The 25,350-nt window shown below is 69.3% G+C and carries 20 protein-coding genes; 11 read left to right on the top strand and 9 right to left on the bottom strand.

Going from position 1 to position 25,350, the window contains the following annotated elements:
- Positions 1-7 precede the first annotated feature (7 nt).
- Positions 8-1,834, top strand: a complete 1,827-nt coding sequence (gene treS / locus CCN37_RS03820) for a maltose alpha-D-glucosyltransferase (protein WP_086819224.1) — start codon at positions 8-10, stop codon at positions 1,832-1,834.
- Positions 1,831-3,204: a phosphotransferase gene (locus CCN37_RS03825; RefSeq protein WP_086819225.1), complete on the top strand. Its 1,374-nt coding sequence runs from the start codon at positions 1,831-1,833 to the stop codon at positions 3,202-3,204. Before treS ends, CCN37_RS03825 begins: the two co-directional genes overlap by 4 nt.
- A gap of 53 nt (positions 3,205-3,257) precedes the next feature.
- On the opposite strand, the gene CCN37_RS03830 is transcribed toward CCN37_RS03825, so the two are convergent.
- Entirely contained in the window at positions 3,258-3,566 is a 309-nt protein-coding gene (locus tag CCN37_RS03830) for a hypothetical protein (RefSeq protein WP_086819226.1), read from the bottom strand.
- Between the two features lie 174 nt (positions 3,567-3,740).
- On the opposite strand from CCN37_RS03830, the gene glgB reads away from it, so the two are divergent.
- From glgB to CCN37_RS03850, 4 genes are all read left to right on the top strand, one after another.
- On the top strand, positions 3,741-5,972 hold the full coding sequence (glgB, locus tag CCN37_RS03835) for a 1,4-alpha-glucan branching protein GlgB (RefSeq protein ID WP_086819318.1): 2,232 nt from the start codon (positions 3,741-3,743) through the stop codon (positions 5,970-5,972).
- Positions 5,973-6,103: 131 nt separating this feature from the next.
- Entirely contained in the window at positions 6,104-7,456 is a 1,353-nt protein-coding gene (locus CCN37_RS03840) for a neutral zinc metallopeptidase (protein ID WP_086819319.1), read from the top strand.
- Positions 7,457-7,633: 177 nt separating this feature from the next.
- Positions 7,634-7,966, top strand: coding sequence for a hypothetical protein (locus CCN37_RS03845; protein ID WP_143261414.1), 333 nt, complete (start codon positions 7,634-7,636; stop codon positions 7,964-7,966).
- A gap of 219 nt (positions 7,967-8,185) precedes the next feature.
- Positions 8,186-9,628 carry an aminopeptidase gene (locus CCN37_RS03850; protein ID WP_086819320.1) on the top strand — a complete coding sequence of 481 codons (1,443 nt, stop codon included), beginning with the start codon at positions 8,186-8,188 and terminating at the stop codon, positions 9,626-9,628.
- Positions 9,629-9,668: 40 nt separating this feature from the next.
- Here the strand turns inward: CCN37_RS03850 and CCN37_RS03855 are convergent, their stop codons facing one another.
- The 4 genes from CCN37_RS03855 to CCN37_RS03870 all read right to left on the bottom strand — a co-directional run bounded on the left by CCN37_RS03855 (position 9,669) and on the right by CCN37_RS03870 (position 12,757).
- Positions 9,669-10,649 (bottom strand): tetratricopeptide repeat protein, encoded by a 981-nt coding sequence (locus tag CCN37_RS03855; protein WP_371503588.1) that lies wholly within the window; start codon positions 10,647-10,649, stop codon positions 9,669-9,671.
- Positions 10,646-11,293, bottom strand: coding sequence for a hypothetical protein (locus CCN37_RS03860; protein ID WP_086819321.1), 648 nt, complete (start codon positions 11,291-11,293; stop codon positions 10,646-10,648). The genes CCN37_RS03855 and CCN37_RS03860 overlap by 4 nt, the downstream gene beginning before the upstream one ends.
- Positions 11,294-11,523: 230 nt before the next feature.
- Complete coding sequence (locus CCN37_RS03865; RefSeq protein ID WP_246842802.1) at positions 11,524-12,408, bottom strand: hypothetical protein; 885 nt, start codon at positions 12,406-12,408, stop codon at positions 11,524-11,526.
- Between the two features lie 46 nt (positions 12,409-12,454).
- A complete protein-coding gene (locus tag CCN37_RS03870) occupies positions 12,455-12,757 on the bottom strand; it encodes an MTH1187 family thiamine-binding protein (RefSeq protein ID WP_086819229.1) in 303 nt (100 codons plus the stop codon).
- A gap of 66 nt (positions 12,758-12,823) precedes the next feature.
- Between CCN37_RS03870 and CCN37_RS03875 the strand changes: the two genes are divergently transcribed.
- Positions 12,824-13,327, top strand: coding sequence for a MarR family winged helix-turn-helix transcriptional regulator (locus tag CCN37_RS03875; RefSeq protein WP_086819230.1), 504 nt, complete (start codon positions 12,824-12,826; stop codon positions 13,325-13,327).
- Here CCN37_RS03875 and CCN37_RS03880 read toward each other — a convergent pair.
- The 4 genes from CCN37_RS03880 to CCN37_RS03895 all read right to left on the bottom strand — a co-directional run bounded on the left by CCN37_RS03880 (position 13,324) and on the right by CCN37_RS03895 (position 21,033).
- Complete coding sequence (locus tag CCN37_RS03880) at positions 13,324-13,635, bottom strand: DUF3817 domain-containing protein (protein ID WP_086819231.1); 312 nt, start codon at positions 13,633-13,635, stop codon at positions 13,324-13,326. The genes CCN37_RS03875 and CCN37_RS03880 overlap by 4 nt on opposite strands.
- 190 nt (positions 13,636-13,825) lie before the next feature.
- Positions 13,826-16,270, bottom strand: coding sequence for a GH92 family glycosyl hydrolase (locus CCN37_RS03885; protein WP_086819232.1), 2,445 nt, complete (start codon positions 16,268-16,270; stop codon positions 13,826-13,828).
- A gap of 320 nt (positions 16,271-16,590) precedes the next feature.
- Positions 16,591-17,316 carry a helix-turn-helix domain-containing protein gene (locus CCN37_RS03890; RefSeq protein ID WP_086819233.1) on the bottom strand — a complete coding sequence of 242 codons (726 nt, stop codon included), beginning with the start codon at positions 17,314-17,316 and terminating at the stop codon, positions 16,591-16,593.
- Between the two features lie 492 nt (positions 17,317-17,808).
- Positions 17,809-21,033: a GH92 family glycosyl hydrolase gene (locus tag CCN37_RS03895; protein WP_168200509.1), complete on the bottom strand. Its 3,225-nt coding sequence runs from the start codon at positions 21,031-21,033 to the stop codon at positions 17,809-17,811.
- A 425-nt stretch (positions 21,034-21,458) separates the two neighbouring features.
- Between CCN37_RS03895 and CCN37_RS03900 the strand changes: the two genes are divergently transcribed.
- Genes CCN37_RS03900 through CCN37_RS03915 form a run of 4 tightly spaced genes read left to right on the top strand, consistent with a single transcriptional unit; the run spans position 21,459 to position 25,303 of the window.
- Positions 21,459-22,442 (top strand): LacI family DNA-binding transcriptional regulator, encoded by a 984-nt coding sequence (locus tag CCN37_RS03900; protein WP_086819323.1) that lies wholly within the window; start codon positions 21,459-21,461, stop codon positions 22,440-22,442.
- Entirely contained in the window at positions 22,439-23,467 is a 1,029-nt protein-coding gene (locus tag CCN37_RS03905) for a class I mannose-6-phosphate isomerase (protein ID WP_086819235.1), read from the top strand. Before CCN37_RS03900 ends, CCN37_RS03905 begins: the two co-directional genes overlap by 4 nt.
- 2 nt (positions 23,468-23,469) lie before the next feature.
- A complete protein-coding gene (locus CCN37_RS03910; RefSeq protein ID WP_086819236.1) occupies positions 23,470-24,228 on the top strand; it encodes an ATP-binding cassette domain-containing protein in 759 nt (252 codons plus the stop codon).
- Positions 24,229-24,265: 37 nt separating this feature from the next.
- A complete protein-coding gene (locus CCN37_RS03915) occupies positions 24,266-25,303 on the top strand; it encodes an ABC transporter permease (protein ID WP_086819237.1) in 1,038 nt (345 codons plus the stop codon).
- Positions 25,304-25,350 lie beyond the last annotated feature (47 nt).

A 25,350-nucleotide genomic window follows, 5' to 3' on the forward strand; every position in this document is an offset into this window, starting at 1 on the left:
TGGTGCGATGAACGGCTCTACTGGGGAGATCAAGCCCGACGCGGCACTGGGGCTCGAAGGCATACCGCACACGGGAGAGGGCGTCACCTCCGACGGACACCTGATAGAGCCGCAGGCGGAGGACTTCCGCCACGCTCGCCAAGCGCCGGAGGACGCGGACTGGTTCAAGCGCGCGGTGTTCTACGAGGTGCTGGTGCGCGCGTTCGCGGATTCGAGCAGCGACGGCACCGGTGACCTCCGCGGGCTCGCGTCGCGGATGGACTACCTGCAATGGCTCGGCGTGGACTGTCTGTGGCTGCCGCCGTTCTACGCCTCGCCCTTGCGCGACGGCGGGTACGACATCAGCGACTTCCGCGCCGTGCTGCCGGACTTCGGCACGGTGGACGACTTCGTCTACGTGCTCGACGAGGCGCACCGGCGCGGTATCCGCGTGATCACCGACCTGGTGCTCAACCACACCTCGGACGCGCACCCGTGGTTCCAGGCCTCGCGCAGCGACCCGGACGGGCCGTACGGCGACTTCTACGTGTGGAGCGACAGCGACCAGGGCTACCCGGACGCGCGCATCATCTTCGTCGACACCGAGACGTCGAACTGGACCTACGACCCGGTGCGCGGGCAGTTCTACTGGCACCGCTTCTTCTCCCACCAGCCGGACCTCAACTACGAGAACCCCGAGGTCCAGGAAGCCATGCTGGACGTGCTCCGGTTCTGGCTGGACCTGGGCATCGACGGGTTCCGGCTGGACGCGGTGCCGTACCTCTTCGAGGAGGAGGGCACCAACTGCGAGAACCTGCCGCGCACGCACGAGTTCCTGAAGAAGTGCCGCAAGGTCGTCGACGACGAGTTCCCCGGTCGCGTGCTGCTGGCCGAGGCGAACCAGTGGCCCTCGGACGTGGTGGCCTACTTCGGTGACGAGGAGGTCGGCGGCGACGAGTGCCACATGGCCTTCCACTTCCCGTTGATGCCGCGCATCTTCATGGCCGTGCGGCGGGAGAACCGCTTCCCCATCTCGGAGATCCTGGCGCAGACGCCCGCGATCCCGGACGGCTGCCAGTGGGGCATCTTCCTGCGCAACCACGACGAGCTCACGTTGGAGATGGTCACCGACGACGAGCGCGACTACATGTACGCCGAGTACGCCAAGGACCCGCGGATGAAGGCCAACATCGGCATCCGCAGGCGCCTCGCCCCGCTGCTGGAGAACGACCGCAACCAGCAGGAGCTGTTCAACGCGATGCTGTTGTCGCTGCCGGGCTCACCGGTGCTGTACTACGGCGACGAGATCGGCATGGGCGACAACATCTGGCTCGGTGACCGGGACGGCGTGCGCACACCGATGCAGTGGACGCCGGACCGCAACGCGGGCTTCTCCAGCTGCGACCCGAACCGGATCTACCTGCCGGTGAACGCCGACCCGGTGTACGGCTACCAGGCCGTCAACGTCGAGGCGCACCTGAACAACAACTCCTCGCTGCTGCACTGGACACGCAGGATGATCGAGGTGCGCAAGCAGCACCCGGCGTTCGGCCTCGGCGACTTCACCGAGCTGGGCTCGTCGAACCCGAGCATCCTGGCCTACATCCGCACGTACTCCACGAGCGAGGACGACAACGACAGCAATGACGTTGTCGTGTGCGTCAACAACCTCTCGCGGTTCCCGCAGCCGGTGGAACTGCACCTCGGCGAGTTCGAGGGCTATGTCCCGGTCGAGCTGACCGGCGGCGTGCGCTTCCCCGCGATCGGCGAACTGCCGTACCTGCTGACCTTGCCGGGCCACGGTTTCTACTGGTTCCAGCTGACACCCGCCACCGACGAGGGAGAGGCTCCGTGACCTCCTCACCGACCGAGGTGATCACCGAACTCGCCGACGCGCTGAAGGAGTGGCTGCCGACGCAGCGCTGGTTCGCCGGGAAGGACAGGGCCGTCGAGTCGGTCGCTCCCGTCCAAGCTGTGTCCCTTGTGGACGGTGATCCCGCCCTGGTGCACTCGGTGATCGAGGTGCGCCAGAACGGCAGCTCCGACCGCTACCAGCTGCTGATCGGCCTGCGCACCGAACTGCCGGAACACCTCGGGCACGCCTGGATCGGCACGCGGGCGCAGCTCGCCTGCTACGACGCCACGCAGGACACCGAGCTGACCGGCTTACTGCTCGACCTCATCGCGCGCGGGGAGTCCCTGGCCGGGCTGGACTTCCAGCACGAGGCCGGCGCGCAACTGGAGAGCGCGCTCAAGAGCAGGCCGGTCGGCGCGGAGCAGTCCAACACCTCGCTGGTCTACGGGCACCACTACATCCTCAAGCTCTTCCGCAAGCTCGTGACGGGCACCAATCCCGACCTGACGCTGCACCGCGCGCTGCAGAGACAGCAGTGCGAGCACATCGCGGAACCGCTCGGTGCCATCCAGGGCTCTGTGGACGGCGATGACGTCACTTTTGGGATGCTGCAACGCTTCCTGCCCGCCGCTGCGGACGGCTGGGCGATGGCGACCGCGAGCGTGCGCGATTTGATGGCGGGGGGCGAGAAGCACCCCGAGGACGTCGGCGGCGACTTCGCGGGCGAGGCGCGCAGGCTCGGTCAGTCCGTCGCCGAGGTGCACGCCGACCTCGCGGAAGCGCTCGGCAGCGGCTCCGAAGGCCGCGAGCTGCTGGAGTCCACAGTCGACGCGATGCAGCGCCGACTCGACGCCGTGCTCGCTGCCGTCCCCGAGCTGAGCGCGCACGAGCACGGGCTGCGTTCCGCGTTCGAGGCGGCTCGTGAGCTGACCAGTCCAATTGCTGTGCAACACATCCACGGCGATCTTCACCTCGGCCAAGTGCTGCGGACCGCGCACGGGTGGGTGCTGATCGACTTCGAGGGCGAGCCCGCCGCGCCCGCGGCCGAACGGCTGTCGCTGCGTTCGCCGTTGCGGGATGTCGCGGGGATGCTGCGGTCCTTCGACTACGCGGCGCACCAGTTGCTCGTGGGTTACCCGGGCGGTTCCGAGGACCAGCTCACCGAGCGCGCGCTGGAGTGGGCTCGGCGCAACCGCGACGCGTTCTGCGCGGGCTACGCCGAGAAGGCCGCGGACCCGCGCGAGCACGCCGTGCTGCTGCGGGCGTTGGAGTTGGACAAGGCGGTGTACGAGGTCGCTTATGAGCACGGGAACCGCCCGGAGTGGCTCGCGGTGCCGCTGTCGTCGATCGCACGCATCACCGGCTCGTGACACCGGTGCTCGGCCGGGCGACAGGTGCGCCCGGCCGACACGCGGTCACCGGCTCAGCACAGGTCGATGCGCTTGAAGTCGGCGGTCCTGGCGATTTTGAAGCCGCCCGAGTCCGCGCCGGGCTTCAGGGTCAGGCACGGGCCCACGGCGCTGCTGAACACCGCGAACGCCTTATAAGTCTTCGACTTGCAGCTGCTGTGCAGGTGGTAGGTCTGGGTGATCCAGCCGACCGGCTCCGCGGTGATGGAGATGCACGACGGCGCCTTCGCGGCGAGCGCGGTCCCGCTGGTGAGCACTGGGGCGACTGCGGCGGCTCCGACAACGGCCGCGGTGACGGCGGCACGCCGCATCAGGGAAGACATCTACTAGGTCCTTTCGTCGTGCACGGTGCGGGTACGCCCCACCCTCTCCCGAGCACCAAGATCAACGCTGACTTTTCGGCCCTGACCGACGACCGGTGCCGCTCTAAGATGTCCGTGCACCCACGGCACTCCTGATTACTACTCCTAGCGAACGGGAAGCCCGTAGACGTGACCATGCCCGACGCAAGCGCACCCAGCACGGACGAGATCAACCGGCTACTCGGCGGGGCACACCACGACCCCCACTCGGTGCTCGGCGCACACGCGCACCAGAAGGGCACCGCGGTCCGCGTGCTGCGCCCGCACGCCGACGAGGTCCACGTCGTCGTTGATGGGGAGAAGCACCGCCTCAACAAGGTGCACCACGGTGGGCTGTTCTCGGGTCTGGTCGACGCGCCGCCCGGGGACTATCAGTTGCAGGTGCGCTACGGCGAGCACGTGGACATCTCCGACGACCCGTTCCGCTGGCTGCCAACGCTGGGCGAACTCGACCTGCACCTGATCGGCGAGGGTCGTCACGAACGACTGTGGGAAGTGCTCGGTGCGCGCCCGCACAGCTACGACACCCCGAGCGGCACGGTCGCTGGCACGTCCTTCGCGGTGTGGGCGCCGAGCGCGCAGGGCGTGCGCGTGTGCGGCGACTTCGACGGCTGGAGCGGCGTCGCGACACCGATGCGCTCGCTCGGCTCCTCCGGCGTGTGGGAGATCTTCCTGCCCGGAGTGCTCGCGGGCACCAGGTACAAGTTCCGCATCCTCGGCAAGGACGGCAACTGGCACGAGAAGGCCGACCCGATGGCCTTCGCCACCGAAGTGCCGCCGCAGACCGCTTCCGTCGTCACGGAGTCCATCCACGAGTGGACCGACACCGCGTGGATCGCCGAGCGCGACGTCACCGACTGGTCGAGCGCGCCGATGAGCGTCTACGAGGTGCACCTCGGCTCGTGGCGTCCCGGCCTCGGATACCGGGAACTGGCCGAACAGCTGGCGAACTACGTCGCCGAGACCGGCTTCACCCACGTCGAACTGCTGCCCGTCGCCGAGCACCCCTTCGGCGGCTCCTGGGGTTACCAGGTCACCTCCTACTACGCGCCGACCGCGCGCTTCGGTTCCCCGGACGACTTCCGCTACTTCGTCGACCACCTGCACTCGCGCGGCATCGGCGTGATCGTGGACTGGGTGCCCGCGCACTTCCCCAAGGACTCGTGGGCGCTCGCGCGCTTCGACGGCACACCGCTGTACGAGCACGCCGACCCGCGACGTGGCGAGCAGCCGGACTGGGGCACGCTCGTGTTCGACTTCGGGCGCAGCGAGGTCCGCAACTTCCTCGTCGCGAACGCGCTGTACTGGCTGGAGGAGTTCCACGTCGACGGCCTGCGCGTGGACGCGGTCGCCTCGATGCTCTACCTCGACTACTCGCGCAACGAGGGCGAGTGGCTGCCCAACGTCCACGGTGGGCGGGAGAACCTCGACGCGGTGCGGTTCCTCCAGGAGCTGAACGCGACCGTCTACAAGAGACACCCCGGCGTGATGATGATCGCCGAGGAGTCCACGGCGTGGCCCGGTGTCACGCGGCCCACGCACCTCGGTGGCCTCGGTTTCGGCTTCAAGTGGAACATGGGCTGGATGCACGACGCGCTGCACTACCTCGCGCGCGAGCCGATCCACCGCTCCTACCACCACAACGAGATGACGTTCTCGCTGATGTACGCGTGGAGCGAGAACTACACGCTGCCGCTGTCGCACGACGAGGTCGTGCACGGCAAGGGCTCGCTGTGGGGCCGGATGCCGGGCGACGACTGGAACAAGGCCGCGAACCTCCGCGCGCTGCTCGCCTACATGTGGGCCCACCCCGGCAAGAAGCTGCTGTTCATGGGCGGGGAGTTCGGTCAGGTCCAGGAGTGGGCCGAATCCCGTTCGCTGGACTGGCACCTGCTCGGCGAGCGGCTGCACGGCGGGATCGCCGCGCTCATGGGCGACCTCAACGCCTTCTACCGCTCCGCGCCCGCGATGTACGCGAAGGACACCTCGCCAGAGGGCTTCTCGTGGATCGACGCCAACGACTCCGGTGGCAACGTGCTCAGCTTCGTCCGGCTCGCCGACGGCGCCGAGCCCGTGGTGTGCGTCGCCAACTTCTCCGGCGGCCCGCACCTCAACTACCGCGTCGGCCTGCCCCATGGCGGCATGTGGCGCGAGGCGGTCAACACCGACGCCGAGAGCTACGGCGGTTCCGGTGTCGGCAACCTCGGCTCCGTGCGCGCGGAGGCCAAGCCGTGGCACGGCCGCACCCACTCCGCCGTGCTCCAGCTCCCGCCGTCCGGAGTGCTGCTGCTGACCCCCGACGTCCTCGCGGTCCCCGACACCCCGGACCTCGAAGCCGCCCCGGAGCTGTTGGAGAGCGGCGAGTAGATCCGCCGTAACCTTGCACGGACGAGCGGGTCGTTGAAGGTTAGGTGCTTAACCTTTAACGACTGGAACCACCTAATGCGCTGGACTTCGCTGCGGCGCGCGCGGTGATGCGGAAGGCTGACCGGGTGGGCATGTTCGACAACAGAGCGCTCCGCCGTGCCCTGTGCGGGATCGGCGCGTTCTGCGTGCTCGCCGCCTGCACCACTGCGGTTCCCGGAGAGCCTGTCGCGCGCACGGGCATCACCAAGGACACAGTGGACCCGGGCTTCGTCAACGGCACGGATCACGGTGAGATCGACCAGCTCGCCGCGACGGTGGTCACCGACGTGCAGCAGTACTGGCGCGAAAACTTCGAGCCCACGTTCGGCAAACCGTGGCAGCCGATCAACGGCTTCTACTCCGTGGACAGCAATGAACAGGCCGGGAAGCCGCCGCCGTGCACCTCGCACACCAGCGAACTCGAAGGCAACGCGCTGTACTGCGCGAGTGTGGACTCCGTGGTGTGGGACCGCGCCGCGTTGTTCCCCGTGCTGAACGCGAAGTACTCGGGTGCGGCGGTACTGCTGGTGCTGGCGCACGAGATCGGGCACGCGGTGCACCACCGCGCGGGCATCGGCGCGGAGGAACAGCGCAAGCAGCCGGAGCGCTACCCGACGATCCTCACGGAGGCGATGGCCGACTGCTTCGCCGGAGCGACACTGCGCTGGGCGGTGGCCGGCAAAGCGCCACGGCTGCGCGTGACGCAGTCCGATGTGGACAGTGCGATGGGTGTGCTCACGGTGCTGCGCGATCCGATCGACACGGTTGACGTCGACGAAGCGACGCACGGCAACGCCTTCGACCGCGCGTCCGCGATGCAGGACGGGTACGCGGAGGGACCGCGGCGCTGCGCGGACATGACGGTGCAGAACCGCAGGTTCACGGTCAGCGAGAGCGCCGTGAGCCGACCCGCGCGGAGCTACCAGCAGTCGGTGGAGGCGATCAGCTCCGGACTCGACGGCTGGTTCGGCGGGCTGGTTCGGCGCAACGGCGGTCAGTGGAGCAAGCCGAACACCGGGGCGGGAGCGAGCTGCGGCGGTCAGGGGCCCGCGTCCTTCTGCGTCGCCGAGCACGCGATCCGGCTCGACGGCAGGGGTGAGCCGCAGCGGCTGCACGAGCAGATCGGCGACTACGCGGTCGGCGCCCTCCTGGCAGCCAGGTACGGCCTGGCCGCGATGGCCGCGCTCGGCCGCGGCGTCGGCGGCGCCGGAGCCGGTCGCGGCGCGCTCTGCCTCGCGGGCGCCTACAGCGACGCGGCCTCGCGCGGGGCTGACGGCAGCGCGGCGCTCGCACCCGGCGACCTGGACGAGGCCGTGCAGGTGCTGCTGGGCTACGACTACGGCTCGCGCGATGTCGCGGGCGCCGGGATCGCCTCCGGCTTCGACCGCCTCGCGGCGTTCCGCTCCGGCGTCCTCGGCGGCGCCAAGGCGTGCGGCATCGGCTGAGAACCCGGAGAAACAGTTTCAGTTTCACATTTCTCACCACGGCTTTTCATGCACGACCAAAACACTCATCAAACAGTTCTTGTTCACATTGACGACAATTCTTGGCGACATTTAATATTTCACCACACGGTCAACATGAATCAATTCACTGACTTTCTCGGAAGAAATGGGGCGACGATGAGCAAGGCAGTGAGGACGGTGTTCGCCGCAGGTGTCGCCGCCGCGATCCTCCTGGGTGCCTCCCCCAGCGCCCTCGCGGAGAACGGCGTTGCCAAGTCCGGGAGGACCGACCAGTCCATGAACGGGCTGAAGTGCGTCAACGAATGGTTCAACACCTACGGCGGCACGAAGTGCGCGGGCTCGGGAGCAGCAGCGACCGAACAGATGTGGCGCCTGCACGTGGCCTGTTCCACGCAGACCGACTACACCGGCGGCTGGCACACGGGGCCCGGCAGCGACGGATTCGAGTGCAAGTTCGGCGTGCAGAGCACCAGCGTGGAGTTCCAGTAGTTTCTCGCGTTCCTCCGGAGAGCTGACTCCGGACCCCGGCGGGGTGGATTCCGTGCTGTGCAGGGCGGCACGGAATCCACCCCGCTCCCCCTCCGCAAGGAGCGAGCGCCCCCCAGTCGGTGAGTACGCGGCCAGCGCGGCCCGTCGGACGGTACGGTTTGGCGGCGTCGGCCGCGTTCGGCCGAATCCGCGGGTGGGCGAAGGAGTACGCACGTGCTGATGGGGGCGGCTCGACGGAGAGCGGTGCGGGTCACGGCGCTGGTGGCGGCGCTGCTGCTGGCAGCCGGCTGCACAACGGTGATCAGGGGCGAGGCCAAGCGCGTCGGCGCGGTCGTCGACCCCGGCAGCGCTGCCGGCCTGAAGGTCACCGAGGGCGCCAGCGGCCCCCGCTCGGGCGTGGCGGACGCCCAGATCACCGTGGAGAACGCCGACGACGGCGTCATGGACCGACTGGCCAGCAACGCCGTCACCGACGTGCAGAGGTACTGGCTCGAGCAGTTCCCGCTCACCTTCGGCAAGCCCTACGAGCCGCTGCGCAGGCTCGCGTCGTGGGACTCCGGCGGCAAGAACATGGTGCTGTGCAAGAGCAACACCGCCGGCGTGGAGAACGCGTTCTTCTGTCCGTCCGAGGACCTCATCGCGTGGGACCGGGGCGGCCTGCTGCCGATGCTGAGCACCAACTACGGCCCGATGGCCGTGGTCGCCGTGCTCGCGCACGAGGTCGGCCACGCCGTCGGCCACCGCAGCGGCGTCACCAAGCTCGGCATGCCGACGATCATCGCCGAGCAGCAGGCGGACTGCTTCACCGGCGCGTTCTTCCGGCACGTCGCCGAGGGCAAGGCCGAGCACTTCGAGGTCTCCACCGGCGAGGGCCTGAGCAAGGTGCTCGGCGCCATGTTCGCGCTGCGCGACTCGGTCGGCTCCTCCTACACCAAGCGCGGCGCGCACGGCAACGCCTTCGACCGGGTCACCGCGTTCCAGTTCGGCTTCGGCCAGGGCCCGAAGCGCTGCGCGGCCATGGACGCCAAGGACATCGACGCGCGGATCACCGAGTACACCTTCGCCAAGCAGGACGACACCAAGGGCAACCTGCCGGTCAACGAGCAGACCGTGAAGGCGATCGTGGAGAACCTCCAGGCCGTCCACAAGGACACCGGAGCCGCTCCGCCCGAGATCACCTTCGGCGGTTCCTGCGCGGCGGCGGCGGGAGCGGCGGCGACCTACTGCGAGAGCAGCAACACCGTCGCGCTGGACATGGAACGGCTGGCCCAGCTCGGCAAGGCGCCCGCGAAGCAAGAACGCGCCCGCGCGATCGGCGACTTCGCGGCGTTCGGCGAGATCGCCTCGCGCTACGTGCTCTCCGTGCAGAAGGCCGTCGGGATGAAGCTGACCGGCGAGGTGGCCGGGCTGCGCACCGCGTGCATGGTCGGCAACTGGGCGGGCAGCCTGCTCCAGCGCCCGTACGGCGGCCGCAACCCCGTCGGAACGCTGCGGATCTCCCCCGGCGACCTGGACGAGGCGATCACCCAGCTGCTCACCGAGAACACGGGGATGGCGGCCGACGTCAACGGGAAGGGCGTGCCGTCCGGCTTCGCGCGGGTCGAGGCCTTCCACGTCGGCTTCCTCGACGGCATCTCCGCCTGCACCGAGGACTTCCGCTAGACAGTGGGGCCGGGCGCACCCGGCCCCACTGTCATGAGCGTCAGAACAGGGCGCTGGCCAGGTTGCGGCGCGCCAGCGCGACCCGCTGGTCGTCAGCGGGGAAGAGCTCGAAGAGTCCGACCAGGTGCTGGCGCGCGCGGTCGCGGTCCTCGCCCGCGGTGCGGCGCACGGTCTCGATCAGCCGCGCGAACGCCTCGTCGACCCGCTGCTCGGCGATCTCCACGTCGGCGGCGGTGAGCTGCGCGTCGACGTCGTCGGGGTTCGCGTCCGCCGTGGCGACCGCACCCGAGCCGGCCTGCTCAGCGCGCGCGGTGAAACGCACCTGCGCGAGCGCGGCCTTGGCGTCCTCGTTCGCGGGCTCGACGGAGAGGATCTGCTCGTAGGCGGCCTCGGCGGCGGCGTAGTCGCCCCGCTCGAAGGCGTCCTCGGCCTCGGTGAAGCGGGGGTCCTCGGGCTGCTCGGCCTCGGCGGCACCACCACCGGCGGCGGCGCGCTCCTCGGCGGCCTTGATGCCGGGGAGACGGTCGCGCAGCGCCTCGATCAGGGAGCCGATCCACTGGCGCAGCTGCGGCTCCGGCTGCAGTCCGGGAATGCCGTCCAGGACCTGGCCGCCCGCGATGGCGACGGTCATCGGCACCGACTGCACGCCGAAGGCCTGCGCGATGCGCGGGTTGGCGTCGATGTCGACGCTGGCGAGGACCCAGGTCCCGTTGCTCTCCGAGGAGAGCCGCTGCAGGACCGGGGACAGCTGCTGGCTCTCCTCGCTCCAGCTCGCGCGCAGGTCCACGATGACCGGCACCTGCAGGGAGCGTTCGAGCACGTCCTGCTGGAAGGTCGCCTCGCTGACCTCGACGACCCACTCGCCGGAGGCGGCGGGCGCGGAGCCGGGCGCAGAAGGGGCGGCCGGACGGCTCTGCTGGCGGGAGGTGGCCTCCGCCCGCGCCTTGACCGCCGAGAGGTCCACGGCGCCGGCGAGCGCGGCGGAGAGGGCGGCGTTCTGACGTCGATCTGGCCTTGTCACGTCCTCCATCCTGACACGCCGCCGACAGCGCCGGGGACCCAGCACCCGGCCCCGACCCACGCGCGCGATGACGGGCAGATCCACCCCGCGACCACCAGCGCGTCCGCCCGCAGGCGGCGCAGCGGGCGGTTGTGCACGGGTTCGTGGTGCGCGATCCGGTTCCGCAGCTCGTGCAGCCCCGCGACCTTGTCGTGCACCTCGCGACGAAGACCTGACGCCCCGGGGAAGGCGTCCTTCAGGCAGGTGCGCCAGAGCGTGCGGTCGTACCTGGCGGCGAGCAGGTACCGCCAGAAGCCGAACGGCAGCTCCGCCACCACGCGGCCCGGGGTCGCGGTCCGCCCGTTCCTGGCGACCCTGGCCTGCGCCGAAGCGATGTCCTTCTGCGCCTTCTCGGTCAGCAGCCCCGCGAGGGGGACGTACCAGTCCGCGCGCCCGCTCCGGTCGACCAGCGCGGAGTGCATCGCGTTGCGCACCAACACCTCGACGTGGCCGAGCGTTCGCCAGAAGGCCGCGCTGATCCGGGCGTTCTGCTCGTAGAGCGTCAGTGCCGCGCCGAGGTCTCCCCCGCACACCGCCCGGTAGGGAGCCAGCCGCTCCGCCGACAACCGCTGCTCCAGCAGTGCGTTCAGGGTGGGGTTTGTCATCACCGGGCGGCTCCGGTAGAGTCTTCGACGAAGACCCCGGTCGCCTCTGTCCTTCGGGACATGCCGCCGGGGTTATGTATTTTCCGGGGCGCTTCTCCGCCTTCGTCGATCACCGGTTCGTCGACCATCAGGGCTCCTTCGCGTGGCGTGTCCGATGTGGACACGCCACGCTAGCGCCACCCCCTGACGTTCCCTTCTGGGCGACGTTTTGCCATGGTGGCAAAGGAAAATCACGTCACCAGGTGCAGCGCCATCGGGTTGGCGCGGAAGGCCTCGTTGCCCTCGGCGAGGGTGCGCGCGATCGGCGTGATCAACTCCGCGAAGCGCCGCGTCGCGTCCTCACCGATCTCCAGCCACGGCAGGATCGCGCCGTCGTCGGTCCGCTCCTCGCACCACGCGCGCACCTGGCGCCCAGCGGCGGTGAGCTCGCCGCCGTCGACGAGGCCGCGCTCGGTGAGCCGGTCCACCGCCTCCTGCCACTCCTGCTCGGTCCAGCGCCGGAACCCGCGCATGGCCTCGCCGGTCACCTCGTGGTCGGCCGCGTAGACCACCAGCGCCTCGCACGGGTCGAGTCCGGCGGCGACCAGGGTGGCGATGTGCCCGTCTCCCCTGGACTCGCGCAGGATCGTGGTCGCGTGCCACAGCGCGAGGTGCGGCGGTTCCGGCCACGGCAGCGCCGCGTTCGCCGCGGCGAGCGGGCGGCCGGTGATCGGGGCGGCGCTCGCGGCGGCGCGGCCCAGCTCGGCCAGCTCCGCGATCACCGGCCCGGACAACAGGTCCTCGCCGAGCAGGCGTCGCAGCGCGCCGTCCACCCCGGCCAGCCGCGTCGCCAGGAAGGTCTCCGGGGCGGCGAGCGCCCACGCGTCGGGCAGCGCCCGGTGCACCATCGTCGGCGGGAAGCTGTAGAACGTGGCGGTCACCAGCTCCGGGCTCGCCTCGCCGAAGGGCGCCGCGCGCTGGGCGAAGTAGCCCATCCAGCCGCCCTTGCAGCCGAGGCCGTCCGCCGCCGCGCGCGACTCCGGGGTGAAGTAGGTGAGGACGTGGTAGTTCTCGAACAGCGACCACAGCCTGCGCGCCGCGGCACGGCGCTCCTCAACGGTTCCGATGCTCAGCACACCCCGACCATCCCACCCACCGGGACGACGCGGGCAGTGGCTCCGGTCACACGTCGCGGAGGTGCTCCTCAACGCGCTCCACCTTGGCGGTGAGCTGCCCGGTGTAGCCCGGTCGGATGTCGGCCTTGAGCACCAGGCTCACCCTGGGGGCATGCCGCTGCACCGCCTCGACGGCGCGGCGCACCACGGCCATCACCTCGTCCCAGCTCTCGCCCTCGACGGTGGTGAACATCGAGCTGGTCTCGTTGGGCAGACCCGATTCGCGCACCACCCGCACCGCGTCGGCGACCGCCGCGCTGACGCCGTCGGACTCCCCACCGAGCGGGCTCACGCTGAAGGACACGAGCACGTCGACCTCCTCCTTTGACCGAACAATCCGCTACTGACCAGTACAGCGCTGCTAGCGTGGCTTTCCATGACAGGCCGATCCTTGCCGTTCGATCCCATCGAGCGCGCCGCCGAACTGTGGGCCGAGCGCGTAGGACCGGCCGAGACGATGGCCGCGGTCACCAGTGTGATGCGCGTCCAGCAGATCGTTCAGTCCGCTGTGGACGGAGCGCTGCGCCCGCACCGGCTCACCTTCGCCCGCTACGAGGCGCTGGTGCTGCTGACCTTCTCCCGCCAGGGCAGTCTGCCGATGCGGGTCATGGGCGAGCGGTTGCAGCTGCACCCGACCAGCGTGACCAACATCGTCGACCGGCTGGAGGCCGACGGGCTGGTGGTGCGCGCGCCGCACCCCACCGACCGGCGCACCACCCTGGTGGCGATCACCGACGACGGCCGGACCCGGATGAAGGCCGCGACCGAGGCGGTCACGGACGCCAACTTCGGCCTCGCCGGGCTCACCTCGCGGCAAACCGAGCAGCTGACCGAGCTGTTGTCCAAGGTGCGCAAGGCCACCGGCGACTTCGAGTCCTAGACGGTGACCGGCTCCATGCGGCCGGTGCGCGCGGCCCAGCGCTCGAACCACACCGTCGCGGCGGGCGGGATCGAGGCGATCAGCGCCCACACCAGGGTGCGGTTGTCCCAGCCGAGCGGCTTGCGCACGAGGAACGCCACGAGCACGTAGATCACGAAGAGCCCGCCGTGCACCGGGCCGAAGATCTTCACGCCGAGGTCGGTCACCTCCAGCACGTGCTCGAAGAGCATGCCGATGAGCAGCCCCACCCACGAGCACGCCTCAGCGATCGCGATGAGCCGGAACCTGCCTGCCGGAGTGGACAGCACGGGGCGCTCCCTGGGGATCTGGACGAATCGACCAGACCAGTGTGGAGCGTGCCCCGGATCACCGACCGCCCGGGACCGTCCTAGGACCCGCCACCTCCGCTTACGTGCTGAACGAGTCATTCAGTGCGTTCAACCACCTCAATGACTCGTTCAGCACGTTCAACGGACCAAACGCGGCATTCGCGAGCGGTCAGGAGGAGCAGGGGGAGGTTGGCAGGGCTGCGGGGGTGGTGCCCCACGTGGACTCGCGCTCGGCGAGCGAGTAGGTGAGGACCTGGCCGCGCGAGAGCTGGTCCCAGTCGACCCACACCTTGTCGTGCTGGCGGGCGCCGAGCCGTGCGGAGCCGATGAACTGGTTCTTCGCCGAGTCGACGCCAGGTGCGGCGATCACCAACGGTCTGCCGTTCTCCAGCTGGATGCTGGCGAGGGGGAACCGGGGCTTGCTCAGCACGAGCTGGCCGGTGCCGTTGACGGCCGGGTACATGCCGAGCGCGCTGAACACGTACCACGCGGACATGGTGCCGAGGTCGTCGTTGCCGGTGACCCCGTTGGGCGCGTTGGTGAACAGTGTCTGCGCGGCGCGCGTGACGGTCGAGGTCTTCCACGGCTGGCCGATGAGCGTGTACATCCACGGCGCGTGCAGGTCGGGCTCGTTGTTGGGGTTGTAGCGGAACTGGTTGTAATACGCGTAGGGCCCGACGACCCACTCCTTGCGCACGGCCTCGGTGTGATTGGCGAGGAGCTTGTCGTAGGCGAAGAAGGCGTCGAGCCGCTTGCCGGTCTCTTCCTTGCCGCCCATGGCTTTGAGGGCACCGCTGACGTCCTGCTGCACGAGCCACTGGTACTGCCACGCGGTGCCCTCGTGGAAGCCGTGGTCGGAAGTGGGCGTGTACGGCTTGCCGGGGTCGCTGTGCCACGCGCCGCCGAGCACCTTCGGACGCGGGAAGCCGGTGAAGCCGCGATCGGTGACCGTGGAGTCCCAAACGTTTCGCCAGGACTGACCGCGCTGTCGGAGCGCCGCGGCTTCGGTGGACGCACCGAGAGCTCCGGCCATGATGGACAGCGAACAGTCAGCCAGCGCGTACTCCATGGTCGCGGAGCCACCGTGGTGCTGGTCGATGTCCATGCCCTTCTTGGGCTTCTGCTTGTCGTACTCGACGAAGCCGTTCGCGAGGTAGTTCGGGTTGCCCGCGCGCCCCTGGAACTGTGATGCGGCGGGCGGGACACCGTTCGCGTTCTGGAGCAACGCGGCCAGCGCCTCGCGCTCCTTGCCCTTATAAGCGCCGAACCGCCACAGATCGACCATGTACGGCGTCACGGGGTCACCGGTCATGGTGTTCGTCTCGAAGCTCGCGTAGGCCCACCGAGGCAGCCAGCCGCCCTGTTGGTGCACGGCGAGCAACGACTGCGCGATGTCCTTCGCGCGCGACGGCCAGAACATGGCTACGAGCTGGTTCTGCGTCCTATAGGTGTCCCACAGCGAGTAGTACTCGTAGTAGGTCCAACCGCGCGCGGTGTGAATCTTGTCGTCGAAGCCGCGATAGCGACCGTCGTGGTCGTTGCCGGTCAGCGGTTGCAACAGCACGTGGTAGAGCGCGGTGTAGAAGACCACGAGGTCGTCACGGCTACCGCCACCGATTCGCACGCGAGACAGCTCGGCGCGCCACGCCCGCTCTGCACGCGCACGCAGCTCGTCGAAGCCCAGGGGCGCACCGTCACGACGGAGCCCTTCGGCCGCGAGGTTCTTCCGCGCGCCCTCAATGTCCACATGAGACACAGCGGTGGTCGCGGTGACGGACTTGTCTTTAAGGGCACCGAAGTTGAGCCACGCGCCACGGAGCCCCACGCCGCCGGAGGACTCACGGCTGCCGGGCTGACCGCCTTGCGGGCTCCACGTGCCGAACGCGGAGAACGGCTGGTCGAACGTCGTGGTGAACCACGTCGTGTACCTCCGGCCACCGCAGAAGCTCAGCGTCTCGATGGAGCCTTCGAGCGTGCGGTCACCGACGACCTTCACGGAGCTGGACGTGACGTTGTGCTTGTCGTTGGCCTGGCCCAGGTTCACGAACACGTTGGCACTACTGGGATCGGTGAAGGTGTAGCGCTCCGCACCGGTGCGCGTGGACGCGGTCGTCTCGGCGTCGATGCCGCCGTAGCTGGTGAGCCTGGTCTTGTAGTAGCCGGCAGTGCCCACTTCGCCCGCGTGCGTGTACTGCGCGCCGTAGCGGTGGTGGTCGAAGGTCGCGGGCACGGTCGTGTCGAACGCGTTCTGCGGGCCAGGCCCGACGGAGCCGGTGGTCGGCAGCACGGACAGCACGCCGCCCTGCTCCCAGCAGCCCGCGCCCGAGAGGAAGAGGTGCCCGAAGCCGTGGATCTTGGGGTCGTCGTAGCGCCATCCGGAGTAATGCGAGCCGATCGGACTGATCTGCGTCTTGCCGAATGGCATGGAGGCGCCGGGAAAGGTGTTCCCGTCGTCCTTGGAGCCGATGAACGTGTTCACGAGTGAAACCGGGTCGGAGACGAGAGCAGCGACCGGCGCGGCACTCGCGACCGGGACAACGGACGAGGTCAGCGCGACTGCCGCGGCGAACGCGGCCAGTGCTCGACCTGGACGAGAGAATCGGAGCGCGGACATGCGACAGCCTCCCCGAGCTGACGACCAACCTGACAACGTTGTCACATTCACGCTCACGCTAAGTCGGCCCCACAAAGCGGTCAACAGCGCCGAGAGGACAGATCACAGGACAATTTCACTCCCGCATTACCACCCGCGCGCGACTGGTCCGATCGTGGCGTCACGAGGCCCCAGACGCCCGGCGCGGTCACGCGATCCCTACTGTTGGTAGTGCTCGCAACGCGCTTCAACAGGGGAGATCCGATGTCGGTTGTGAAGGAGCGGCGCCGGACGAACCGGCGCAACCGCGTGGTGGGCACGGGCCTGGTGATCGTGCTGTTCTACGCCACGCTCGCGTTCCTGTTCTCCAGAGGCAAATAGGCGCTCGGTGTGCGTCCGGTCAGGGCGCGCACCTCGCGCGAGAGGTGGGCCTGGTCGGCGAATCCCGCCGCGACGGCCAGCCCGGCCAGCCCACCCGTGGTTTCCATGCGCAGCGTCCGTTGCAGCCGAAGCACCCGGTGCAGCGTTTTCGGGCCGTAGCCCACCGCCGCGACCACGCGCCGCCGCAGCTGCCGGTCGGTGATGCCGAGGTCCAGCTCTGCCAGCGAAGCCGCCCCCGCGTCGAACTCCGCCACGAGCGCGTGGACCAGCGGATCGACCTCGCCGAAGCGCGGGAGCCGCTCGCGCAGTGCCCGCTCCAGTGCCGGACCGACCGAGCCGGTCGAAGCTTCGTCGAGCAGGCGCTCAGCGCTCGACCCCCACAGCTGTGCCAGGTCCGTCGTCGTGTCCTGGAGTTCGTGCGGCGCGACGTCGCCGAGCAACAACCTCGCCGCCCCGGGCCGCAGACGCACGGCCACCGTCCGGCTGCCGTTGGACGCGTCCACGTCACGCCACTGCGTGTCCGGGCCGACCACGCGCAGCCCGCCGTCCGTCCAGAGCAGGTCGACACACCCGTCGGGGATCACGCGCTGGCGGTGGCGCGCGCCGACGACCCGGCTGCCCCACAGGCACCGGACGTGCTCGGCGAGCTCCGGCGACGGCGCCCACTCGCGATAGTCCGACGACACGCGACCACGGTAACGCGGCTGACCGACACTTCCGTTAATGATTCACCAGATCGCGCACGCGCGAGTGGGGTTCCCCAATTCACGGTGAAAGTTGCACACGCACAAAAAAGGCGCCCACCCGGGGCGCCGAAGGCAATGAGGTGCGGGTCGGGCCGATCCCGCCGCCATTCTTGACCGGCCCGACCCGCAGCCTGTTCCCGCAGTGCACAGCGTGCAACGGGAGCCTGTGGGGAACTCGCGCTTACAGATTTACGAAGCGCTTGTTCTGAAAACGAACCTAGTACACGAACCCGCGTTAGCGGTAGTCCCCTCCGCGAGTTGTAAGCCGGTCGCGCAACATCACACAGACGACACCGCCGCCTGTAATCGATTCCGGACACGTTTCCGAGCTTATGGCGGACAAAAGCGTATAGGTTTAGACCATTTGCAAGCCAATAGGCCGAACGGCCCAAGCGCGGCGGTGGCGGACCACCGCGCCCGGGCCGCTGTGGATCAGCCCGTCGCGATGCTGAACACGTGCAGCGCGCCCTTGCCTGTCAGCGCGGACGGCAGCGTCACGCTGCGAACGCGCTTGGCCGGGTCGAGGGCGATCGGCGCCGTGCCGTACAGGTGGACGCCGATCTGGTGCGAGGTCCCGCTCGTGCTGTTGCGGTAGGGCATGCGCAGCACGATGCGGTTGCCGTACTCCAGCGGGTCCGATCCGGAGCCACCGCGCGCCCAGTCGGTGAAGCCGAGCTCACCGGCGACGGACGTGCCATCTGTGTAGTTCACAGTGATCGGGCCGACTGCTTTGCCGTTGGAGGCAGTGCCGAGGAACGACAGCTTTGTAGCTCCTGCGGGGGCATCGACGTTCACCGTCTGCCCAGTGGCGAAGACGTTGTCCAGCTCTCCTGGCGCCGTCGCGGGCCAGTAGTGCGTGACGCCGTCCACTGTCACCGGACGACCGCCCTCGATCCCTCCGGCCGCGAGCGCGTCCCTGGAGAGGCTGTAGCCGAAGCCGTCCAGGTTGCCCACGGCCTGCGCGCTGTCCAACGAGGTGCCCACGTTGTTGAACGCGGCGCGCAGACTGCCCGGCTGAGCCACAAGCACCGTCAGCGCCGAGTTCGACAGCACTGTGCCGTCCGGAGCTGTGAAAGTCACCGGGATGCGATACGTGCCCTCAGCCGTGCCGGGGGCGACCGTGACCGTGGTGAGCAGATCGCTCTTCCCGCTCGCGGGCACGGTCAGCTCACTCGACGCCGGACTGATGCTCAGCCCGACCGGCGGCGAACCGGTGCCGAAGCGCACCTTCGCGCCCTTGCCGGAGAAGTCCTGCGCACCGATGCGCGTCTCCCCCTTGGCGCCCGCGGCCACAACGACGCGCGCGGGGTCGAGGTAGCCGCGCTGGCCGGTTTCGCCGTCGCGGAACGACGGAGGTGCCGAAGCCGCCGCAGTGCCCCACGAGCCCTGCGGAGTCGCGGACAGCCCGAACTCCACGGTGCCGCCACGCTCCACGAAGGACTCAGGGAGCCACGTCTGGTCGGTCGCGACACCGTTGTACTTCACGCCGGTGACGTACGGGACCTTCGCGCCAGCACCGGGTGCCTTGATGACGAGCTTCTGGCCCGTGGGCCGCGAGACCACGACCTCTTCGAACAACGGACTGTTCAGCACCAGCTCCGCACGCCCGGGAATGACCGGGTACATGCCCATCGCGGCGAAGACGTACCACGACGACATCTGTCCGAGGTCGTCGTTGCCCATCAGCCCGTTCTCCTTGGGGCCGAACAGGTCGTTGACCGCGCGTCGCGTGACCTCCTGCGTCTTGTGAGGCACGCCCGCGAAGTTGTAGAACCACAGCGAGTGCATGATCGGCTCGTTGCCGAGGAACGCGTGCGGCTCCTTCGGCCCCGCGTTGAGCTTCTTGAAGAAGAAGTCCAACCGCTTCTCCACCTCGCCGTTGCCGCCCATGGCGTCGAAGAGACCGCGCGCGTTGTACGGCACCATCCACGTGTACTGCGCGGCGTTGCCCTCGACCCAGCCGTCGGGGCTCGCGGGGTTGAACGGCTCGACGAAGGACCCGTCGGCGTTGCGGTTCTGGATGTAGCTCGACGCCGGGTTGAAGACGTTCTGCCAGTACTGCGCGCGCCGCATGAACTGCGTGTAGACCGTGCTGTCGCCCAGCCTGCGTGCCAGGTCGGCGATCGCGAAGTCCGCGCTCGTGTACTCCAGCGTAGTCGCGGGCGGCCCCCACACGCCCTTGGCGCCGTTGGCGATGTAACCGAGCCGCTGGTAGTCCTCAAGGCCCGGTCGCTCCACATAGCCCTGCGTCGGCTGCGTCGCTCCGCGCAGCATCAGCAACAGTGCCTTGCGGGCGTCGAAGTCCTTGGCACCAAAGGCGTACGCGCTCGCGACCATGATGTGGTACGGGTCGCCGTTCATCACGCCCGTGTAGCTGTTGGCGACCGTCCAGCGGTCCCACGAACCGCCCTGCTCGGCGAAAGCGATCATCGACCTGGTGATGTCGGATGCCTCCTTCGGCGCGAGCATCGCCAGCAGCTGGATCTCCGAGCGGTAGACGTCCCAGCCGGAGAGGTTGGTGTAGATCGCCCGCCCCGGCTCGACCCGGTGGACGCGCCCGTCGAAGCCGGGATAGCGACCGTCGGCGTCGGAGAAGACGTTGGGCTGCAAGAAAACGTGGTACAGGGAGGAGTAGAAGGTCGTGCGCTCCGCGTCGGTCCCTCCCTTCACCCTGATCGTGTTCAGCCGCTCGTTCCACGCGGCGCGCGCGGCGTCGGAGACCTGCTCGAACGAGCGATTGCCGTTCTCCGCCGCGAGGTTGCCCTTGGCGCCGTCCACCGAGACGAAGGACAGTCCGAGCTTGACGTTCACCGGCTTGCCGTCGTCGGCGAAGGTGACGAAGCCGCCGGAGCCCGGCCCGGACACGGTGGTGTCCTCACCGCGGTGTTGTTCCTGCGCCACAGGCGAATCGGTGAGCTTGGCGGCGATCTTCGGCTTGGAGCCGCCGCGCTCGACGGTGCGGCCGGGTGTGACGGCGCCGTCCTTCCAGGTGCCGACGGAGGCGAACGGCCGGTCGAACTCGGCGTGGAAGTACACCCGGTACTTGTTCGACTTGGCGCCGCAGAACCGGCCGCTGGTCGCCCAGCCGCTCATCTCGTCGGCGCCGAGGGAGATCTCGGCGTCATCGGCGCCCATGATCGAGCCGGAGGTGTTGACCAGCAGTGCCGCCGGGCGGTTGGCGGGGAAGGTGAACCGGCCCGCGCCGCTGCGCTGGGTCACCGTCAGGTCGACCTTGGCGCCGGAGTCCAACTGGACGCCGTAGTAGCCGGGCGTGGCCTTCTCGTTCGCGTGCGAGAACCCGGCGGTGTAGCGGTCGGGGTCGACCGCGGGCGAGGTGGTGACCTCGCCGACGAACGGCATGAAGGGGATGTCCTGGTAGGTCGAGCAGCCCGCGCCGGAGAGGTGGGTGAGGCTGAAGCCCTTGATCCGGTTGTCCTCGTAGAAGTAGCCGCCGTGCTGGTGCTTCACGGTGTCCGGGCTCCACTGGACCATGCCGAAGGGCACGTCGGCGCCGGGGAAGGTGTTGCCGGCACCGCCGCCCGTGCCGTGGTCGGGTCCGCCGGGCTTGGTGCCGACGAACGGGTTGACCCAGCGGGCCAGGTCCTCCTGGGCGGGTTCTGCTGTCGCTGCTGTCGTCGTCGTGAGCGGAGCGAGCACCACGGCTAACGCGGTCGTCAGGGCCGCCGCGACGCGCCAGTGGCGCCGAGCGACGGGGGAACTCCTTTTCAAGGCCGTTCGCCTCCTGGGTTCGGCATCGTTGCCAGAAGCTGCGGGCCTGACAACCTTGTCGGTTCTTCACCGACCGGCAGGCTCCGCTGTCAACACCCTTCGGACGGTGTGTGGTTCGCGTCAAGAGCCGTCCGGGCGGTCTGTCTCGGCGCGGTCACGGAAATGGGCCGAATGTCGTAACAGCGCAAGGTCATTCGCGTTGTCGACCGCACCGATCAAGACGCCGTCAGGACGTTTGTCCTGTCGTGTCGAGTTCCGCGAAGGGTGTTGACAAGCCGCTGAAACGACATGTTCCATTCGCCCCGATGACAACGTTGTCTGGTTCCGGGTCCCGCCGCGTGCGACGCGCGACGATGAGCGATGTCGCGCGTCTGGCGGGCGTCAGCATCAAAACGGTCTCGCGCGTGGTCAACGACGAGGCGGGCGTGCACCCGGCCACCGCCGAGCGCGTCCTGGCCGCCATCGAGCGGCTCGGTTTCCGACGCAACCTGTCCGCGCGCAACCTGCGCCGCGGCTCGTCGACGGGCACGCTCGGCGTGATCCTCGAAGACGTCGGCAACCCCTTCTACTCGGTGCTCACGCGCGCCGTCGAAGAGGTCGCGCGCACCCAGGGCCGCCAGGTGCTGACGGGGTCCTCCGACGAGGACCCGGGCCGCGAACGCGAGCTGGCGCTGGAGTTCTGCGCGCGCAGGGTGGACGGGCTGATCGTCGTCCCCGCGGGCATGCAGCACGGCTACCTCGTCCCGGAGATGCAGGCCGGGATGCCGGTGGTCTTCGTCGACCGCCCCGCTGGCGACGTCGTCGCGGACACCGTGCTCGTCGACAACATCGGCGGCACGGCAGATGCGGTCAAACACCTTGCGGCGCAAGGACATCAGCGGATCGCCTTCTTCGGTGACGCTCCGGACATCTTCACCGCGAGCGAGCGCCTGCGCGGGTTCCGCGAGGGCTGCGCTCGCTCCGGGGTGCGCTACGGCGAGGACCTGGTGTTCATGGGTCCGCACACCGAAGCCGGGGTCGCGGAGCTGCTGGAGCGCGCGCTCGGCGGTCCCGAGCCCGCGACCGCCGTCGTCAGCGGCAACAACCGGATCACCGTGCACATGTTGCGCGCGCTCTACGGCCGCCCCGCGCGTCCCGCGCTGGTCGGCTTCGACGACTTCGAGCTGGCCGACCTGCTGAACCCGCCGATCTCGGTGGTGCAGCACGACGCGTCGATGCTCGGGCGGGCAGCTGCCGAACTGCTGTTCGCCAGGCTCGAAGGGGACAGTTCGCCACCGCGCCGGGTCGTCTTGCCGACCCGGCTGGTGGCTAGAGGATCAGGGGAGGTACACCCGTGAAGCCTGTGACGCTCGCGGCCAACCAGCCGGACCGGTTCTACCGGGGCGGCGCCGCGATCGCCGAGCTGCGGGGCGCGGAGGACGCGGCCGAGTGGGGCCCGGAGGACTGGGTCGCCTCGATCACCACGCTCTTCGCCCAGCCCCGCGCCGGGCTCAGCTCCCTGCCGGACGGCACGCTGCTGCTCGACGCGGTCAGCTCCGATCCCGCCTCCTGGGTCGGGGACGAGCACGCGAAGGTGCTCGGCGGTGACACCGCGCTGCTGGTGAAGCTGCTCGACGCGGGGCAGCGGCTGCCGGTGCACGTGCACCCCTCGAACTCCTTCGCCCGCAGCCACCTCGGCTGCCGCCACGGCAAGACCGAGGCGTGGGTGATCGTCGGGACCAGCGGCCCGAATCCCACCGTGTACGCCGGTTTCCGCGACGACGTGGACGCGTCGACTGTCGAGAACTGGGTGTCCGCACAGGACTCCGACGCGATGCTCGCCGCGCTGAACCCGATCCCGGTGAAGCCGGGCGACACGGTGTTCGTGCCCGCCGGGCTGCCGCACGCGATCGGCGAGGGCGTGTTCATCGTCGAGCTCCAGCAGCCCACCGACTTCTCGGTCCTGTTGGAGTGGACGGGTTTCGCCGAGCCCGGTGACCCGAGCGCGCACCTGGCCATCGGCTGGGAGACCGCGCTGACGTGCGTCGACCGCGACGGCTGGGGCACGCGCGTCGAGGACCTGGTGCTGCGCACGGCCGACCAGCGCTCCCCCGTCGTTCCGCTGTTCACCGAGCAGGCCGCGGCGTTCTTCCGGGCCGATCGCATCCACGCGGACTCCGCGGTGGACCTCGACCCCGGCTTCTCCGTGCTGGTCGCCTTGGAGGGCAACGGAACCCTGCGCACCGAGCACGGCGGCACGGTCGCGGTGCGGCGCGGGGACACGCTCGTCGTGCCACACTCGGCTGGATCGTCCCAAGTGGACGGTGGGCTCGTCGTGGTGCGCTGCCGCCCGCCCGCCCCGGAACACGTGGAGGCGAACTAGCCATGCCACTGCTGGACGCACGCAACATCACCAAGAGCTACGGGTCGGTGGAGGCGCTGCGCGGCGCGTCGTTCTCCATCGACGCCGGCGAGGTCGTCGCGCTGATCGGCGACAACGGCGCCGGGAAGTCCACGCTGGTCAAGTGCCTCGTCGGGGCGGAGCAGCCGACCTCGGGCGAGATCCTGCTCGACGGCAAGCGGGTCAGCTTCGACACGCCGACCACCGCGCGCCGGTTGGGCATCGAGACCGTGTTCCAGGACCTCGCGGTCGCCCCGGACCTCGACCCGGCGGCAAACCTGTTCCTGGGCAGGGAGATCAAGCGCAAGGGCGTGCTCGGCGCGCTGGGCATGCTGGACAAGGCCGAGATGCGCAAGCAGGCCGCCGAGCGCTTCACCGCCTTCGGCGTGACGTTGCAGAGCCTGGACGTGCCGATCGGCTCGCTCTCCGGCGGGCAGCGGCAGAGCGTCGCGGTGGCCCGCGCGGTCGCGTGGGCGAGCAAGGTCGTCTTCATGGACGAGCCGACCGCGGCACTGGGCGTCGTGCAGCGCGAGCGCGTGCTCGAAGTCATCAAACGCGTGCGGGACAACGGGATCGCGGTCGTGCTGATCACGCACAACATGCCCGAGGTGCAGGCCGTCGCCGACCGCGTCGAGGTGCTGCGCCTCGGCAAGCGCGTCGCGCGGCTGACCGGCGCCGACATGAGCCTGGAGAACCTGGTCGGCGCGATGACCGGCGCCCTGACGCAGGAGGAGGCGGCCTGATGAGTTCCGCCGACGCACTTTTCTCCGGGGAGGCGCCATGAGCACAGGCACTTTGGACTACGAGTCCACCGTCAACACCGAGCAGCAGAGCCTCGGCAAGCGGCTGTTCTCCGCGAACACCCTGTGGACCGGACTGGTCCTGGTGGTGCTCTACGCGGTGTTCAGCATCATGCGCCCGGACGCCTTCCTGACCCTGTTCACCTTCCAGACGCTGCTGATCGAAGCCGCGGTGCTGCTGGTGCTCGCCGTCGGCATGACGTTCGTGATCATCACCTCCGGGATCGACCTGTCGGTCGGCTCGGTGCTGGTCTTCGCGGGCGTCGTCGGCGCGCAGGTGATGGAGGCGATGAGCCCCGGCGGCGACGCCACCAACGCGGGCGGCGGCGTGATCGCGGTCGGTCTGCTGGCCACCGTGGTCTCCGGCGCGGTGTGGGGTCTGCTGAACGGGTTGCTGATCGCCAAGGCCAAGATCCCGCCGCTGATCGTCACCCTCGGCTCCTTCGGCGCGGCGCTCGGCGCGGCCCAGCTGCTCACCGGCGGCTCGGACGTGCGGACCGTGCCCGCCCAGCTGCGCGACTGGCTGGGCTTCGGCCAGACCGCCGGGGTGCCGCACATGGTGATCCTGGCCGTCGTGGTGGCACTGCACGGGGCGTGGCTGTTGCGCACCACCAGGTTCGGCCGCAACAACTACGCGATCGGCTCCAGCGAGGAGGCCTCGCGGCGCGTCGGCATCAACGTGACCGGGCACCTGGTCGCGACCTACGCCTACGTCGGGGCGCTCGCCGGGCTCGCCGGGTTCATGTCGCTCGCCTACTTCGGCACGACCACGATCTCCGGTCACTCCACCGACAACCTCAACGCCATCGCCGCCGTGGTGATCGGCGGGACCAGCCTCTTCGGCGGGGTCGGCACCGTGCTCGGCTCGGTGATCGGCGTGTTCATCCCGGCCGTGCTCACCAAGGGCTTCGTGGTGATCGGCGTGCAGCCGTACTGGCAGCCGATCGCGGTCAGCATCGTGCTCGTCGCGGCGGTCTGGCTCGACCAGGTGCGCAGAAGAGCGCGCAACAGCAGGTAGGTAGCAGCACAACCTGGCATCAGCACAAACAGTGCGAGAAGGTGGGA

The sequence above is a fragment of the Allokutzneria sp. NRRL B-24872 genome (assembly GCF_002155965.1).
Taxonomy (GTDB): Bacteria; Actinomycetota; Actinomycetes; order Mycobacteriales; family Pseudonocardiaceae; genus Allokutzneria.

Bases quoted from the DNA above. Each gene is read 5' to 3' on its own strand.
- treS (WP_086819224.1), top strand. From the start codon at position 8: ATGAACGGCTCTACTGGGGAGATCAAGCCCGACGCGGCACTGGGGCTC.
- CCN37_RS03830 (WP_086819226.1), bottom strand. From the start codon at position 3,566: ATGTCTTCCCTGATGCGGCGTGCCGCCGTCACCGCGGCCGTTGTCGGA.
- glgB (WP_086819318.1), top strand. From the start codon at position 3,741: ATGCCCGACGCAAGCGCACCCAGCACGGACGAGATCAACCGGCTACTC.
- CCN37_RS03840 (WP_086819319.1), top strand. From the start codon at position 6,104: ATGTTCGACAACAGAGCGCTCCGCCGTGCCCTGTGCGGGATCGGCGCG.
- CCN37_RS03845 (WP_143261414.1), top strand. From the start codon at position 7,634: ATGAGCAAGGCAGTGAGGACGGTGTTCGCCGCAGGTGTCGCCGCCGCG.
- CCN37_RS03850 (WP_086819320.1), top strand. From the start codon at position 8,186: ATGGGGGCGGCTCGACGGAGAGCGGTGCGGGTCACGGCGCTGGTGGCG.
- CCN37_RS03860 (WP_086819321.1), bottom strand. From the start codon at position 11,293: ATGACAAACCCCACCCTGAACGCACTGCTGGAGCAGCGGTTGTCGGCG.
- CCN37_RS03875 (WP_086819230.1), top strand. From the start codon at position 12,824: ATGACAGGCCGATCCTTGCCGTTCGATCCCATCGAGCGCGCCGCCGAA.
- CCN37_RS03885 (WP_086819232.1), bottom strand. From the start codon at position 16,270: ATGTCCGCGCTCCGATTCTCTCGTCCAGGTCGAGCACTGGCCGCGTTC.
- CCN37_RS03900 (WP_086819323.1), top strand. From the start codon at position 21,459: ATGAGCGATGTCGCGCGTCTGGCGGGCGTCAGCATCAAAACGGTCTCG.
- CCN37_RS03910 (WP_086819236.1), top strand. From the start codon at position 23,470: ATGCCACTGCTGGACGCACGCAACATCACCAAGAGCTACGGGTCGGTG.
- CCN37_RS03915 (WP_086819237.1), top strand. From the start codon at position 24,266: ATGAGCACAGGCACTTTGGACTACGAGTCCACCGTCAACACCGAGCAG.